The sequence below is a fragment of the Mesorhizobium sp. B264B1B genome, from assembly GCF_020165765.1.
In the GTDB taxonomy this organism is placed as follows: Bacteria; Pseudomonadota; Alphaproteobacteria; order Rhizobiales; family Rhizobiaceae; genus Mesorhizobium.
The window spans coordinates 20,126-37,007 of sequence record NZ_JAIUIS010000015.1; the positions used below are offsets into that span (position 1 = coordinate 20,126).

Sequence of the window (16,882 nt, forward strand, 5' to 3'; positions counted from 1 at the left end):
TGGGGATAATCAAAATGAAGAAGACGGCACTACTCTCATCCAAACGTTTCGCTTCGACACTTCTGGCCGCGACGGCGATGGCGCTGGTGTCTGCGCCGGCCTGGGCCGACGACAACTTCGCTAACGTCTCGCAGACGGGCAGCGGCAACACTGGCATGGTGGTCCAGGGTCCCGGCGACGAGAACGAAGTCGGCACCGCGACGGACGCGGCCAGCCAGAACGGCTCGGGTAACAACCTCGATGTCGGGCAGGCCGGCAACCGCAACCAGGTGGGTACCCGCGGCACCGGCCTCGACCAGACAGGCGACGGCAATGTGCTGGTCATCGACCAGCTTTCCGACGGCAACCGCGTCAACCAGATCAACCAGAGCAGCGCAAGCGGCTCGGGGAGGCTCAACAGCGCGACCGTCACCCAGCAGACCGCTTCGGGCGAGCCTGTGGATGGGCTCTCCACCGTCACCGGCATCGCACAGACGCATGTCTCGGGTGCTGCCAACACTGTGGCGATCACCCAGACCAGCGAAGGCGCCGGCGGCAACATCATCGGCACCGGCAACGCTGACTCCGTCAGCGGCGGGGTGACGCAGACCGGCGGCGGCAACGACGCCAACCTGAGCCAGACCGGGGCAGGCAACCGCATCGGCGCCTCGCTCCAGAACGGCCAGGGCAATGCGACGGCCATGAGCCAGGACGGCGACGGCAACGCGATCGACGGGTCGCAGGTCGGCGATGGCAACACCGCGGAAGCGTCGCAGGTCGGCAACTCGAACGGCACGACCGGCTTCGGCACCTTTGTCAGCACCTCGTCCTCGGTGACGCAAGGCTTGATCAAGCAGGAAGGCAACGGCAACAGCCTGCTGCTCGACATCCTCGGTGACGGCAACCAGTTCGGCATCGACCAGTCCGGCTCGGGGAACGACGCGGTGGCTCGGGCGACCGGCAACGCCAACGAGTTCGCGGTGGGCCAGACGGGCGACGCGAATATCGGTCGGATCGCGATCGGAGACCGGGATGGCGCCAGCAACGAGAACCTGGTGGTTCTGAACCAGGACACCGGCTCCTCGTTCGGCAATGAAGCCGAGATCCTGGTCGACGGAAACGGCAATACGGTGTCGGTCGATCAGCTCGGCGCGATCGGCTACAATGAGGCGGCCGTCGACGTCCAGGGCGACGACAACGACCTGGCTGTCGACCAGAACGGCAGCAATCAGAGCGACGTGTACGTCGTCGGAAACGCCAACGACGCAACGCTGGACCAGGACGGCGCCGTCAACAGCGCGCTGCTCGAGATCATCGGGGACGACAACGAGTTCGACGTTGACCAGTCCGGCGATTACAACGAGGCGACGGCGCGGGCGACCGGCAACGCCAACGACGTCACGATGAGCCAGACGGGAGGCACCAATATCGGCCAGATCCTGGTCGGCGACCGGAACGGCGGCAGCGACGACAATGTCGTGGCTCTGAACCAGGACAGCGGCGCCTCGTTCGGCAATCAAGCCGAGATTCTCGTCGATGGAAACACCAACACGATTTCCGTCGACCAGCTCGGCGTGACCAGTCTCGATTACGGCAACAACGTGCTCGCCGACGTCTTCGGCGACACGAACCACGTCGCGGTCGACCAGGTCGGCAGGAACGAGGGCTTGGTGTCGGTGGTCGGAAACCTCAACACCGCATCGCTCGACCAGACCGGCGACTCCAACAACGGGCAGATCGAGATCCTCGGAGACAGCAACGAGCTGGCGGTGGTCCAGTCCGGCACGTTGAACGATGCGCTGGGCCTGGCGACCGGCAATGGCAACGAAGCGCTGATCAGCCAGGTTGGCAGCTTCAACACGGCCCTCATCACCTTCCAGGGTGACACGAACGGCGCGAACGGCTTGACTGGCGCTGCGGGAGCTCTGGCCGGCAGCTCTGGCGGCCTCCTCATGGCGGGCAGGGCTCTTCAGGACTCGTCCTCGGCCCTGACGGGGAACAGCCTGACCTATGAGGTCATCGGCAATCTGAACCAGTTCGCCTTTGCTCAGATCGGTGGCGGCAACTCCATCACCGGCCTCGTCGGCAACGCCGGCGCATCCGATGGAAACCAGGTTGCCGTGTTGCAGAACGGGTCGAACAACGTGACGTCGTTCACCCAGAACGGTGGCGGCTCGAACAGCCTCTCAGTCTCGCAGTAAGCACTATCGGCCGGGCGGGAAGCCGCCCGGCCCACGTCTTCGAGCAACATTCAACCGCGTGACAGGGGTTACACGATGACATTCAAGCTGACACTTGCGACCACCACGGCGGTCGGACTTCTCATGGGGGCGGCACTCGCAGGCGAGAACGAGGCCTATATCGACCAGATCGGCGACGGTAACTCGGCCTCCATCGTCCAGGGCCAGTCGAACGGTTCAGCCGTCGGCAACAGAGCCGGACATACGACGCAGCGAATCCGGCAGGACGGCACCGACAACGAGCTGATCATCGACCAGACGCATGACTCGAACGTGAACAGCCCGCCGCGCAACCAGATCAACCGGGCAGGAGCGCCGGGCGACCAGGCGGGTCTTGGCATCGACCAGATCGGAAACTCCAACTATCTGCGAATCGATCAGACGGGTGCCAACCAGGCCGTCTTCGAGGTGCAGCAGAATGGCGGCACGTCTGCGACGACCTCTTCCAACAACGCAACGATCACCCAGAACGGCGGCTGGTCGGCACGCGTCTCCAACTTGCGGCAGACCTTCACCGGCGGCGCCGCGGACGGTTCCAACGACGTCACCATCACCCAGACCGGCCAGTCTTCGCGCGTGGGCAACACCAGCAGCGGCCCGCGCAATGACGGCAGTGGCGCGCACCAGACCGGCTTCGGCAACCAGCTGACCGTCAACCAGACTGGCAATTCCCAGCTCGTCTACACGGCGACGCAGATCAACAGCGCCTCGAGCGGCGGCACGAACGTCGCGTCGGTGACCCAGGGCGGCGGCAATGGCAACCAGATTCGCGAGCTGAGCCAGACCAACACCGGCACCCTGGACAACACCGCGAGGCTGACCTTCTCGGGTGCCGGCAACGGGGTGACGTCCGGCGTCTTCACCGGGGTGGCGCTGGGCGTGGGGATCTCCCAGTCGCGCATTCGCCAGACCGGGGAAGGCAACGACCTGAGCTATGTCGCGACCGGCGACGGCAACCTGTTCGGCTTCGTCCAGGACGGGCTGGGTAACCGGATCGTCGGCACTGTGGACGGAAATGCCAATCAGGTCGCGGTATCGCAGGAAGGCGACGTCAACAGCGCCGAACTCGAGATCCGCGGAGACAGCAACCAGTTCGGCATTGCCCAGATTGGCGAGGCAAACGAGGCGCTGGCGTTTGCGAACGGCAACTCCAACGAACTTACACTGAGCCAGATCGGAATCGCCAATCTCGGCGAGGTCCTGATCGGATCCCGGACCGCCGGCAGCAGCGACGACAATGCGGTGGTCCTGAACCAGGACAGCCTCGCTTCGTTCGGCAATGTCGGCGAGATCGACGTCGACGGGAACGCCAACACGATTTCGCTCGACCAGCTGGGCGTGATCGGCAGCAACTACGGGACCGTCGACATTCTCGGCGACGAGAACGCCGTGGCGGTGGACCAGGACGGCAGCAATACGGGCGAGGTGTTCGTCACCGGAAACCTCAACGTCGTTTCGCTCGACCAGGAAGCCATCTCCTCCTTCGGTAATGAAGCCGGGATCCGCGTCGATGGAAACAGCAACAACCTTGTCGTCGATCAACTCGGCGCGGCCGGCTCCAACGAAGCGACAGTCGACATCCAGGGCGACCAGAACGACGTGGCGGTCGACCAGGAGGGCAGCAATACGGGCGGGATGGTCGTCACCGGAAACCTCAACGGCGCAACGCTCGCCCAGGACGGCGCCATCAACAGCGCGCTCATCGAGATCTACGGGGACGGCAACCAGTTCGACGTCGATCAGGACGGCACCTTCAACGACGCGGTGGCGCTGGCGAACGGCAATGCCAACGAGGTCACGCTGAGTCAGACAGGAGACGTGAATACCGGCTCTGTCGACATCTTCGGCGACCAGAACGATGTAGCGATCGACCAGAACGGCAGCTTCAATACGGTCAGCATGACCTTCCAGGGGGACTCGAACGGCAGTGGCAGCCTGACCGGCGCCGCGGGATTGCTGGTCAGCACGTCTGGCGGTCAACTCGTGGCGGGCAGGGCGCTTCAGGACTCGTCCTCGGCGCTGTCGGGCAACAGCCTGACCTATGACGTCGTCGGCAATCTGAACGAGTTCGCCTTCGCCCAGATCGGCGGCGGCAACACGATCGACGGGTCGGTCATGGGAACCGGCAACGAGGTCGCGATCGTCCAGGCGGGGAACAGCAACTATGCATCGTTCAGCCAGATCGGCAGCTCAAACAGCATCGGCGTCTCGCAGTAGGGTTGCCAGGCCGCCCCGCCAGCACGTCCCGTAAAAGCGCAGTGAGGCCGGGCGCAGGCGCAATAGCGATCCTGTCATGTACGTTGGGGAAAAGCGGCAGGGTGGCGGAAACGGTGCCTGGAAGTGTTTGCAAGAAACGCCGTTATGGCGGTTTTCATTCGCAAGGTGTTGGGGGAGATGAGATGATGAAGACTGCTTGTGCGGCGCTTCTGACCGCTGGCGTTGTTCTGGCTGCCGCGGGCGGTTCGGTCGCTCAGGATATGGTTTACACTCCGGTCAACCCCTCCTTCGGCGGCAGCCCGCTGAATTCGTCTCACCTGCTCGGCCTCGCCAACGCCCAGCGTACGGCCACGGCCCGTACGCCAGGCCCGGGCACGGATTCGACGGATCCGAGCGATCCGGGCTCCACCGACGCGGACCTCTTCATCCGCCAGCTCCAGAGCCGCCTGCTTTCGGGGCTCGCGAGTCAGGTTACCGAGGCGATCTTCGGTGACAATCCCCAGGACTCGGGTACGGTCCGTTTCGGTGAGACGACCGTCACCTTCGAGCGGACCGTCGATTCGATCCGGCTGATCATCACTGACCCGACCGGCGTCACCGAGATCGTGGTGCCCCTGCTGGTCGCGACAAACAACACCGTGAATTCCCTCATGCAGGGCGCTGGTGGCCTGGAGTCGGGCAACGCTCTGTCCGGCGGATTGAACACCGGCGCCCTGAGCGGCGACCTGACGTCGAGCACGTCGCTCAGCCCGGGGCTCAATTGATTTCGATGCGGGATGGATCAGTGCGAGTGCGGGCAGCGGCCTCACGGGAGGGCGACATGCCGAAAAGCCGGCGCTTTGGGACAAAGATCGCAAGGGTCGCCGTCGTAGGCGCACTCGTGTCAGTGCTTGGCGGATGCCAGGCGGTGCCGACCGAAGGCGTTCTGCAGCCTGTTTATACGCCTGTGACGAAGCAGAGCCACAGCCTGCGCACCATCCCGGCCCCCTCGAAGCGAATTACCGTCGCCGTCTACGATTTCCCCGATCTCACCGGCCAGTACAAGGAACGCGAGAACGTCCAGACCCTGTCGCGGGCTGTCACCCAGGGCGGTGCGCCCATGCTGATCAAGGCCTTGCAGGATGCTGGCGAGAAGCGCTGGTTCACCGTGCTCGACCGTGCCCGCCTTGACGACCTGCTCAAGGAACGGCAGATCGTCACCGAGATGCGGCGGCTCTACCGCAACGAGCAGCGTATCGACGCGCGGGTCCTGCCGCCGCTCGATCACGCGGGCATCATCCTCCAGGGCGGAATCACCGGTTACGACACCAACACCATGACGGGCGGCATCGGCGCGCGCTACCTGGGCATCGGCGGCGATGTGAAGTGGCAGCAGGACACTGTGACCGTCACATTGCGGGCCGTTTCGACGAACACGGGAGAGGTGCTGTCCAGCGTGGCGGTTCACAAGATGATCGCCTCCTACGCGCTGCAGGGCGGTGCATTCCGCTATGTCGCCCTGGACAAGATCCTCGAGGCTGAGGCGGGCGTCACCCAGAACGAGCCCAAGCAGATCGCCGTGCAGCAGGCCATCGAGAAGGCGGTGATGGGTATGATCATCGAGGGCGCCGAACTCGGTGTCTGGTCGTTCGAGGACCGGGATGCAGGACGCGAGCTGATAGCCGACTACCGCAACGAGAAGTATGGCACCAAGCTGACCGCGGCCGCTGAAATCGTGCCGCCGCCCAAGACACGCAACGCCGCGGACGTCGTCGAGACGACAGCCGCATGGCCGCGCGCGGCGGCTGCGCCGCGACGCACGACTCCGGCCCTGGCGGCTCCGCCGCCGGGCGCGCCCGTCCCCGTGGCTCCGCCTCCCGCAGCGCCGGACGAAACCGTCGGCTCGCTTGAGCCGGGCGTGGCCGTTCCCGAGGCTTCGCCTGCGGTCGCCGGCGCGGCGACGGCGCCAAACCCTGCCGCGACTCCGAAGGCGGCCCGGCAACGTGACTATGTGGCCTCGATAGCGCCGGTGCGTTGACGATGCTCATGGACCCTCTCAATCCGTTCTCCAACGCAAAGGGCGGCGCGGCGCTTACCCTCCTGGCGTCGGTGCACGGCGACAGCAACCAGTTCGGTGGCGTGGCGCCTCAGGCTGGTTCTGGCAGAGCGCCGTCGTGCTCCAGCAATGACCTTGTCTTCGGTCGGACCGGAGAAAGCGACGTTGCTTCAACTTTGATCGATCCCGAGGCCCGAATATTAGGCAGCACTTGCGATGATCTCCCCACATTACGAGGGGACTGTAACAATGAATCTGCATTCTGTCTTTGTTGCGGGCGTCGTCTTGGCGTCGGCGCCTGCCCAGGCCGGCAACGAACTGGTTATCCTGGCCCAGCACGGGTTGTCCAATTCGCTCATGCTCGGCGTGAGCGGCAGCCTCAATGCGGTGTCCGTTCTTCAGGCCCACCACGGTCTCGGCGCGGCGAACGTGATCGACGTCAACATCGAGAGCGATTTCAACGGCGGCCCGCTTGGCCCGTCCTTCATCGGAGCGATCCTCTCGGCTGGCCTCACGCCCGGTTCGATCACACAGAGCGGATTCGACGACCACATCATCGCCAGCGTAACCGGCAGCTACAATCTCTTCGCTTTCGCGCAGGAGGGCAGCGGCGACCGGCTTACAGCCTCGATCTCGAGCATGGCAAATCAGGCAGCCGTCACCCAATCCGGAAGAAATAACGTCGTGGGATTTTCACAGTCCGGAAACGGCAATACGGTCAGCGTCTCGCAGACATCCTGGTGACGCAACACAGGGAGCTTGTTCGCATCATGCGCAAATCTACGGCTGTTCTGGCGAGCGCTCTCGTCTTATGTTCCTCTCCGGCCTTTGCTGGCGACAATAACGTCCTGAAGATCATCCAGACCAGCCCTCCTGGCGCGCTCGAGGGAAACGTCCTGTCGTCAGACCAGTCGCGCGCCACCGGTTCGCTTGTCGCCGGCCCGACGCAGCAGATGATCGATAACGCGCTCGGCGGCACGCTTGCTGTCGGCGACCTGTACCGGATGGACCAGGCGACTGCGCCGTCCGCGCTTCAGACAGGCCAGGGCAACACCGCAACGCTGACCATCGAAGGCGATGGTGGTCAGTTGTTTCTTCTCCAGGACAATTCGGCTGGCGGGACGTTGGGCAATTCGGCTCAGTTGAGCGCATTTGGGGCCGATTCCCTTGGCGCCGTCCTGCAGCTCGGCGATGGCAACGATGCATCGCTGACCGTAGGCGGTGGCGCAACCGGTCTGATCGTGCAGAACGGCAGCGGCAATGCCAACTCACTCACCGTGGGTTCTGGTGGCAGCGGCGAGATAGTTCAGAACGGCAACGGCAACACCTTCTCCACGTCCGTGGCGGCCAACACCGCCGTGACCATCACGCAGAACGGCAACAATCTTAGCCCGGTAGGCGTGACAGGCATGCAGGTGTTCTCGACGGCGCCGGGAACAGTTTCGATCACCCAGACCGGTTTCTAGCGATGCGCGGCGCGGCTGCACTCGTCGTGGGTCTTGCCGCCGCCTGCGGTGCAGGCGGCGCGGTGGCGCAGCACGGAGGCGCCGTCGCGGTCCCCTCCATCGCCATCGTGCCCACGGGCGCCGGGGTCCAGATCACTGCATCGGCCGTCGGCCTTGGCGTTGTGGAGATCGAGGGCTCGGTTGAGATCGACCGGACGGGCGGCTCGGGCACGATGACCACGCGCCAGAACCGCACACTGAGGCTCTCCGCCGGCCAATCCCAGGACATAGCCAGGACTGCGCTGTCTCTCGCCAAGGGCGACCACATCTCCATCAGGGTTGTTCTCCGGCAGGACGGCAGGGTCGTCGGCCAGGCCGAGGTTTCGGCGGGCGAGCCCTGAGGAAGTCGCTAGCTCCCTAATTTTCGACTTTCGCGTAGCGGAGAGGGCATCATGAAGGTTGCGAGATTTTTGACCGTCGTTCTGGCCGTGGCGGGCATGTCGTTCCCGGCCACGGTGGTACGGGCGCAGTCCGTGGACCAGTTCGTTCAGGCATTCAGCGGCACTTGGCAGCTCGTTGATGCGCGCTATTCCAACCTTCCCTCAACTTGCCACATGGCGCTGGGGTCGACAGCCGATGCGAACGGCCGCTTCGCCATTAAGGGGCTGGGCTGCCGCGGCGATGCCGCTCTGGTCAGTTCCTGGGGCGTGAGCGAGGGTCAGATGGCCCTGTTCGATGCGGCCGGAGCGGTGATCGCCCGTCTTGGCGGCAACCAGCGGCGGATCAGCGGCACCAGCGTATCGGGCGCTCCCCTGATCTTCGAGAAGGTCGGTGTTGCCGGAACGGCGGCCATGCTCAAGACTGCCAAGCGGGCCGGGGGCTGCTTCTATTCGGGCTTCACCAGCAAGTGCGCGGATGCGGCACAGGCCGCGCCTCCCGCGCCGGAAGGCGCCAGCGTCCAGGTCCTGGTTAACCTGAACGTCCGCGCCGAGGCGCGCGACGACGCTGAGGTGGTCGGCGTGGTTCCGTCGCAAACCTGCGTCACGACCGAACTGTGCATGACGGCGACCGACGGCGCCTGGTGCCGCGCCAAGTTCGGGGAGAGGACCGGATGGATGCGCAAGTTGGCCTTGCGCCAGAACCGCTGGGCCATCGTCACCTTCGACAACTCTTGCCCCAAGCAGGGCGGCTAATCTTGCGCATGTCGTCCATTCCTCGACTGTATCACAGCGTGTATGACAGTCGAGGTGGGTCAAACCCTTGGAAAATAACGCTTCAGGAAAATCAGCGGCTTAGGGGGAAATGGTGCCCAGAGGCGGAATCCAAGCAGAGAAAATAGCACTTGGTTTCTCAATTGCATAGTTATGAAGCAGCAGCAGCGCTGACCAACAAAAATACCAACAAAATATTTCTGTGGATTGGTTCGGTTCCCGAACATTGCCTTTCGGTCCGACGCCGCCGCACCCTAGATGCAGTCGAGCATCGCAGCGACTTATCACCTATCCATCGACAATCAAGTCACATGTATTTGCCATGCGATGTTTGCAACTTGGACAGAGTGTCCCCTGCGGACAAAATTCCTGAACGACTGCTTCGCCCTCATCGCAGCCATTAAAGTGAGTTTTGGTCACCTGGACGCGGACACTTAGACCAAATTCGGCAATGGAGGGCTCTTACCTGGGATGTCGAAGTGCCTAACGCCTCACTCGAGCCGTACTTTCCCTGACGGTCAACCTGATCGCCAACTCGCATTGCGATGGTGATGTGATCGGCAGCAATTCGGCCCATGTCGCGTGCCGCACTGGACTCTGTTGCTGGGCCACAGACCCGATCGACACTCGGAGTATGACCGTTTTCTGTTCGACTACCATCAAATCACGGGCGAACTGCCAACCGCATGCTCGAACTGTTTGAACGCCACGGTCGCGTGACCAATCGTTTCTCGGTGCTAAGCACGGACGATCATAATCAGATACACGCGGCGTTTTCGCCCGAGGACCTGATGGGGTCGAATTCATCCTGCGGGGCAAGGACGGGCCGATCGCAAAGGCTTTCACCGGGCGCGCACGCGCGCGGAGGAGGGCGTCCGGCAAAGATGCCGCAATCGCCGTGCCGGAGGGCTGTCCCACGACTATCGCCTGTGTTTCTGGCTCTCTGGCAAATATGCGGCAGGGACGTTTACAACTGGTGACGCCGGTAACGAACGCTGGCCTCTCGGGTACCGAATAATGTCTCAACGTGTCTTCAGCACGCCCGACGAGTTCCGGGAGGGTCTCGATGGCATCGTCGACGAATATGCTCGAAAACCCGCCTCCCAACCGGCCAATTCGCTTCCGCGGAGACCTGCAACACGAGGCGGGGGACCACTGCTTCCATCTCCGCTCACGGAACATTCAGCATCGAGTGCTCGACGGGGTGGTTCCGATTTCCATTGTCATCTAATCGCGAGCGGGAACTGTACAGCCTCGGAGCTGATTATGGGGGTCACGGATGCAGCGAGCGTCCTTGCCATCGCCGACCTGCTCGATCAGCTATACGCGGCTGGGGTGATCGAAGAGGATCTCGACGACATTTCGCTTGGCAGAACGGGATGACGGGCGCGGGCCGCAGGCCGCGAGCTTTTTTGTCGCAACGCCACTGCCCTGCGTTCCACTCCGATAAAGCGGGCTATCGCGGCCGGTCCTCGACGAAATCGTGGTGCTCGCCGACGGCTTCGCCAATGACAATGGCGCCAAGCTTACCGGACCCCTCTATGCCGTGGGTTGGCATTGAAGTCATTGGCAAGCCAAGCCGGCGTGGCGTTTCCCCTCGCAGATCATCTGGTCGCACCGTCCGTTGCGCTGTCACGTCATGGTTATCGTGCGCGATGCCGTCCGGCGACAGGGGCAGACTATCTGCCAGGCCTTGCCGCGGGCTTCCAATTGTAGATCGTCGCTTCGGAGATCCCATGCTTGCGAGCCGGTCCAGCATGTCCGATCTATCCACATTACGAATGTAACCCGTTTCGACGTTGACCCTTCAGAACTTTGGATCTTCATTGCAGGACACGCTCCAATCGGCGCATTCGATGTTGAACGAAGGTCCATTTGCCGCTGGCAAAACTTACATCATCTAACTCGGGCTCAGTCAAAGTGGAAACAGCGTTCGGCTAAGCCGGAAACCGTCACATTTGATTCAACAATTCTTCGGTCAAAGGAGCAGCCATGGCTACCGTGAAAGTCGATATCGATAACTTCCAGTCGGAAGTTCTGGAATCCGCAGCACCCGTCGTCGTCGATTTCTGGGCCGAATGGTGCGATCCCTGCAAGATGATTGCTCCGAGCCTCGAGGAAATCTCCGTCGAGATGGAAGGCAAGATCAAGATCGCCAAGCTTAACATCGATGAAAACCCGGAACTCGCCGCCCAATTGGGCGTGCGCTCCATTCCGACGCTTGCGATCTTCAAAGGCGGCGAAGTGGCCGATTTCTCGGTCGGCGCCAAACCGAAGACAGCTCTTTTGAACTGGATTTCGAACGCTGCCTGATCGAGGTCGCTCAAATGAAGAAACCGTAGATCCGCCCCGTGGGTTCATAGTGATTTATTGGCATTTGTACAGGGCTCAGCCCTTTGTGCTTCCGCTTTATGCCGGAACGAACGAGTGGCGAGGAAGCTTTTCACTGGGGCGTTGTCGAGGCAGTTGCCGTTGCGTGAATGCCGCAGCTTTCACGCATGCCGTTGCAGGTTCGCGTGACCGCACTCAACCAATGACGCCCTGTTGTTGACAGGCTTAGGCGATGCGTCTTGCTGGATCGGAGAGGGAATATGGGCAGTACCGGAGAGTTGGTCGGACAAGCAGGGCGTCCTGATAGCGAAGAAGGCCCGCACCGCGTCTCCGACGCAATGTCGGACCAGCAGAAGACGCGCGAAGAGACGCTTGCCAGCGCCGGCGCGGTGGTTGCCCGCGACGGCAATCTCGACGGATTTTCGGATTCAGAGTTGGCCAATTTGGTGAACGGCTTCAGCAGATGGCCGGACCAGCAGGAGACGCGCGAAGCGACGCTTGCCATCGCAGGCGCGGTGGTTGCCCGCGACGGCAATCTCGACGGATTCTCTGATCCAGAGTTGGCCAATCTGGTGAACGGCTTCAGCAGATGGCCGGACCAGCAGGAGACGCGCGAAGCGACGCTTGCCATCGCCGGCGCGGTGGTTGCCCGCGACGGCAATCTCGACGGATTCTCTGATTCAGAATTGGCCAATCTGGTGAACGGTTTCGGCAAGTGGCCGGAAGAAGAAAAAGCACGCAAGGCGATCGTTGCCATCGCCAGCGAGCTCGGTTCCAAGGGCCGTCGCTTCAGTGCTTTCGGCACGCCCGCACTAGTCAGGATCGCCAATGGCCTGTCGCGGGGTATCGAGGCGGGAGAGACCGCCGGCGAGGTCGCCGAACCGGCCTTGCTGAAGGACCGGCTGCATCAGCTGGCGCACTACCTGCAATATGCCGAGGATCGGCTCCAGCAGGCCGATGTCCATGCCGTCGCGGGTATATTCAAGGCGTTGGGCAAGGCGCAGTTGTTGGATGATCTGGGTATGCTGGCACAGCCGGGGCTGGACAGGCTCGAGGTGTTACGTGCCGCTCCCGGGTTTAAGCTCGACAACAACCTCGAGACGATGGGCAATCTTTGCAGCTCCCTGCTGCCACTAGCTCGCAGCCCGAAGCCGGCGTTGCGCTGGCACCGCAAGTCGACGCTGAACCTGCTCAACGCCATCCAGCCGGTGGTGGAACACAAGATAGATGCCTATCTCGCAGCAGGCCAGGCCGAGCGTACCAGCGGCGCCAATGCAAGCCGCCGCCCGGCGCTTTCGATCCATCAGGTGCTCAAGACCCGGGCGGTGCTGGAGACGCTCTACCGGCGGCCCTATGTCGACGGCGACGAGCTCGCCTTGCGGGCCAGGCAGGAAGAGCTGCATGGCAAGACTAGGCAGATACTGAAGAGCGCCCGCACCCTCATCGACGCCGACCTTTCCTACAAGAGCTGGAACGTGATCGCCTCTATCGAGGCGAAGGAACCGCTCGAAGCGCTCGACACCTTCATGGCGCAGAACGCATCGATGATCCAGGCCCAGCATGCAGCCGCCAGCTTCGATGTTCATCGGGTGCTTCAGGCCATGGACCAAGAGCCGAGACCGCCGCAAGGCGATGCCGGACTAATGCGGCTGCCGGTGGTCGACATGCAAGGCCAGCCGCTGGCCAGCGAAGCCGAGTTGCGCTATTCCATTTTCCATCGCTTGACCTCGGGCGCGGTGAACGTGGTGGCGGTGCAGCTAAAGGGAACTCCGACTGGCGCCATGTTGACACGCACGGTGGCCGTGGAGGGCGTGCCCTACCGCATGGACCTGTTCGGCGGCAGCAAACTGAAGCCGCCGCAAAGGAGCCTTAACCAGCTTGCCTCTGACCTGCCCTTCACGGCCGCAGAGGCCCCAAGCGGCAAGCTTTTGGCGATCCCCTATGCCGAGACGGCTCCGGGTACGGCCTTTGAGCAGCTGTCGCGGGCCTGGGCGCCGTTCAAGGAAGCCTATTACTATACCCAGCGCCGCGGATTTGCCGCGCCGCCGGGCATCCCCGACGTTGGCCCGCATGATTATGCGCTGGAAGGGTGCTTCAAGCTGTCCCTTCTGCCCGACCGCCCCGCAGGCGCGGTGCATCCCTTCCGGTTCGAGGGGCGAGACGGCGAGATCGCCTTGCGGCCGCATGACGGCTGCGGCTTCATCAGGGCGTCGCTGGCCGAGCGCATGCCGTCCGTTGCCCGGGCTCGCCACGACGCTCCCGAGCGGATGCCTGCCTTTGCCGATAAAAGGCAATCGGCGGTACCGCCCACGGCGCTGCAACATTATCCGCGCAGCGTCGAGGTGGCACAGGAGACCCGCGAGAAGGCTCTGGCGTGGCTCGAAACCCATCAAAGCCTCACCACCGAGGAGCTGTTTCGGACGGTCACGGGCGGGCATATCGAGGGTTCGAACGCTATCGCCGTGCCGTCCAGTGACGAATGCCTGTATGTGCCGACGGGCAAGAGCAAGACCTTGACCCGTGACGCTGGCGTACTTGTCGGACGCTCCCCCTATGACAAGCCCAACCTGCGCCCGTTCGCCGCCGACCGGGTCAGGTCGGCGCGCGATGGCGACCGCACCGCGGCGTTCCTGGATCGGTGCGTGGCCTTCCAATACAGCTTCAACGTCGCGCACAGATCGGGGGCTAGGCTTGCCGCCGACGATCCGACCTTCTTTGCCAAAGGCGTCTTGATCGTTGTGCCCGACGAAATGTGGCCGGCGGACTTCGCCGACCGCGGGATGGTGATGTCTGCCGAGGACGTAAAGTGCCATTCGCGCTGGCTGGAGGAAAAGGACCGGGTTAAGACCGACACCGCGCTCGAGTGCGTCGGCATCCTGCAGGCGACGGAGGTGTTCGCGCCCGGCTCTTTGGTTGCGGTTCCGACCGTCCAACAAAAAATGCTCGACGGCGATTTTGATGGCGATGCCGTCATCATCATCGGCGACCAGCCTCGCCTTTACGAGCATGTGCGCCAGTTCGACGCGCAGCTGCAGGCGCGCGGCATCGCCTCGATGAAGCCGCCGAAGTCGCACACGCCGGCCATTGAGAAAGGCGGCTACCAGTTCAGCCGGTCCAAGCAGATCCTGTCGGCCACCGGGCTGGTGCTGGAGACCTACAGCTGCCTGCAGCGCAACGTGCTGGCGCAGCCGCTGGAGGCGCAACGCTGGTTTGCTGAGCGTGCCATCTTCGGCACCTACGAGGGCATTCATCAAGAGCTCAAGGCCGACATCCGTGCATTGTTGCAGGAAGATCGGCCGAATGGCCAGACCCTCCATGAGCTGATCGCCAGGGCGGGGGAAGACAGCAAGACCGCCCGGCATCCGGTGGCCTGCGAACTGGCCGCGTTGCTAGTGGCCGAGCTCCAGGACTGGAACCTGCAGCTCAATAGCGAGCCGGCTCATGAGCAGTCGGACGTCAAGCAGAAGTTTGCGCGATCCGTGGCCTCAACCGGCGCGAAGCCTGCCGTCAGCGCCGAGGCCGCCGCGCTCTTCCCGAAACTCAGCGAATCCTATCCGGCAACCGCTGATGCCAGGAAACGCGTCGACTTCCTGCTCAACCGCTATCAGGCGCGCATTGATCCGCGGCCCGACGGCTACAACCCGGTCGATCTGCATGAAAGCGCGATCAATCTGTTGAGCGTCGGCATCAAGGTCGGCACGGACGCCTACAAGTCCGAAACCGGTGCGCGAGTGTTCATGCAAAAAACCACCGAATTGCAGCGGCTCATAGAGCAGAGGCCGGGCTTCAAGTCGGCGCCCTATGTCAAGTCGCAGGCGGCAAAGCTCCAACAGGGCCGGTTCGACGTCGATGGCAGCCTGGCGGATCTGAAGGACAACCCCACGCTGGCGGCGTCGGTCATGGAGGCCTCGATCAGACTCGCCGTCGAAAACCGAATACTGCCCAGCGCCTTAGCAATTCCGGCCTACGACGACCCCGCCAGCAGGATAGCGCCGAACAGCGAACAGGCCCTGGAGCGCGCCAGGCTCGAAGCCGCCCTCGCCCAAGCGCAAGAAAGCGCGATTACCGAAACTGTGCATGCGGTTGCCGAGCTTTTGCGGCAGGACGGCATCGAGGTGCAGGTGCCGCATCTTGATCAACGGTCGCGTGGGCAGATCGGGACAGCCAACGAGTTGACCGGCCAGGGCGTGAGCGCGGCGCCGGATGCCCAACTGGTCACCAGTGCAGTGCGCCATGTCTTTGAGATCCCGGACGAGGCTTTTACGCGCGCCTTCAGGAAGGCGGCACTGGCCTTCGAGGAGCGTGACTGCAGCGAGGTCGAGACCACCAACTGGTTCATCAGGATGGACACGCAGGGGTTACGCGGCGTTCACACGGCGTTCAGAACCGCACAGAACTATCGCTTCGAGGTCGAGTTCCATACGCCGGCCAGTTACCGGGCCGAGCTCGCGCAGCGCGCGCAGAGCGAATGCGAGCTGGTCCCCATTCCCCGTGGTGCCTGGGACATATTACACTGGGGCTCGTCAGGAGAAAGCAGGTCGAGGGCGGCAGGGACCTCCAGGTCGCCCACCGTCGCAAGACAACAGAGTGCGGTCATTCTCTCGCCGCATGCCGGCAAGATCGTCGCGGCCCTCGGTACGAGGCCGGTCGTGCTCGTCGGCATGCCGGCGAGCGGCAAGTCGAGCATCGGCCCCCGCCTTGCCAGGGAGCTGGGGGTGGAGTTTGTCGACATCGATAAACTTATCATCAAAGGGCACGGCGATATTAAGGATATATTCGAGCGCCGTGGCGAGCCCTACTTCAGGGAGCTGGAGACTAGAGAGCTCGCCGAGCAGTTGAAGAAAGGCCCCATGGTCATCGCAACCGGCGGCGGCGGCTTTGTCAAGCAGCCCAATCGAGACCTGATCCGCGAGAAGGCGGTGTCAATCTGGCTCAACACCGACCTGGATGAGATCGGCAGGCGCCTCCACCTGCAGCAGCGCTCCACGGGCGACACCGGCCGGCCGCTGCTGCAAGGCCCCGACATCAAGCAGCAGCTCGAAAACATGTTAGAAAAGCGCGGGCCAGACTACCAACAGGCCGATATCAAGGTGGTCCCGACCTTTAGAAAAGACAAGAAGAACGCCGGCATTTGCGTGGAGGCGCTCCACGATTTTCTGTGCAGCAGGGAGAGAGAAGCCGCCCTGACGCCCGCTGCCGAGATGTCACATGTCTCCGGTGCTTCCGGCACAGTCGTGGAAACCATCCAGGCGCCGGCGGCACCAATGAGTCAAGGTGAACTGCCGCCTCTCGACACCCTCACCGCCGACCCGCAGCCTTTGCTGGCCGGCAATAACGCACGAGCGGATTTAGCATCTTCCATGAGAAGCAGAGAACGCTCAAGTCGATGACAACAAGCTTTAGGCGACAACGATCAGGTCCTTT

At 63.0% G+C, this 16,882-nt stretch carries 10 protein-coding genes; all 10 read left to right on the forward strand.

The features are described 5' to 3' along the window. The first annotated feature begins 14 nt into the window (after positions 1-14). The 10 genes from LB547_RS25570 (at position 15) to LB547_RS25615 (ending at position 16,848) form a co-directional block, all read left to right on the forward strand. Positions 15-2,180, forward strand: coding sequence for a beta strand repeat-containing protein (locus tag LB547_RS25570; RefSeq protein ID WP_140762948.1), 2,166 nt, complete (start codon positions 15-17; stop codon positions 2,178-2,180). 75 nt (positions 2,181-2,255) lie between these two features. Continuing rightward, on the forward strand, positions 2,256-4,436 hold the full coding sequence (locus LB547_RS25575; RefSeq protein ID WP_140762944.1) for a beta strand repeat-containing protein: 2,181 nt from the start codon (positions 2,256-2,258) through the stop codon (positions 4,434-4,436). A gap of 182 nt (positions 4,437-4,618) precedes the next feature. Next, positions 4,619-5,200, forward strand: coding sequence for a curli assembly protein CsgF (locus LB547_RS25580; RefSeq protein WP_210239494.1), 582 nt, complete (start codon positions 4,619-4,621; stop codon positions 5,198-5,200). Between the two features lie 56 nt (positions 5,201-5,256). Then, a complete protein-coding gene (locus tag LB547_RS25585) occupies positions 5,257-6,453 on the forward strand; it encodes a CsgG/HfaB family protein (RefSeq protein ID WP_181165454.1) in 1,197 nt (398 codons plus the stop codon). A 267-nt stretch (positions 6,454-6,720) separates the two neighbouring features. Beyond that, positions 6,721-7,215, forward strand: a complete 495-nt coding sequence (locus LB547_RS25590; protein WP_181178021.1) for a hypothetical protein — start codon at positions 6,721-6,723, stop codon at positions 7,213-7,215. A 26-nt stretch (positions 7,216-7,241) separates the two neighbouring features. After that, positions 7,242-7,937 (forward strand): hypothetical protein, encoded by a 696-nt coding sequence (locus tag LB547_RS25595; protein WP_140525781.1) that lies wholly within the window; start codon positions 7,242-7,244, stop codon positions 7,935-7,937. Positions 7,938-7,939: 2 nt separating this feature from the next. Next, entirely contained in the window at positions 7,940-8,317 is a 378-nt protein-coding gene (csgH, locus tag LB547_RS25600) for a curli-like amyloid fiber formation chaperone CsgH (RefSeq protein ID WP_140501008.1), read from the forward strand. A 51-nt stretch (positions 8,318-8,368) separates the two neighbouring features. Then, positions 8,369-9,109: an AprI/Inh family metalloprotease inhibitor gene (locus LB547_RS25605; RefSeq protein WP_140501010.1), complete on the forward strand. Its 741-nt coding sequence runs from the start codon at positions 8,369-8,371 to the stop codon at positions 9,107-9,109. A gap of 2,010 nt (positions 9,110-11,119) precedes the next feature. Continuing rightward, entirely contained in the window at positions 11,120-11,440 is a 321-nt protein-coding gene (gene trxA / locus LB547_RS25610; RefSeq protein ID WP_064995677.1) for a thioredoxin, read from the forward strand. Between the two features lie 278 nt (positions 11,441-11,718). Beyond that, positions 11,719-16,848, forward strand: a complete 5,130-nt coding sequence (locus LB547_RS25615; RefSeq protein ID WP_064995676.1) for a shikimate kinase — start codon at positions 11,719-11,721, stop codon at positions 16,846-16,848. Positions 16,849-16,882 lie beyond the last annotated feature (34 nt).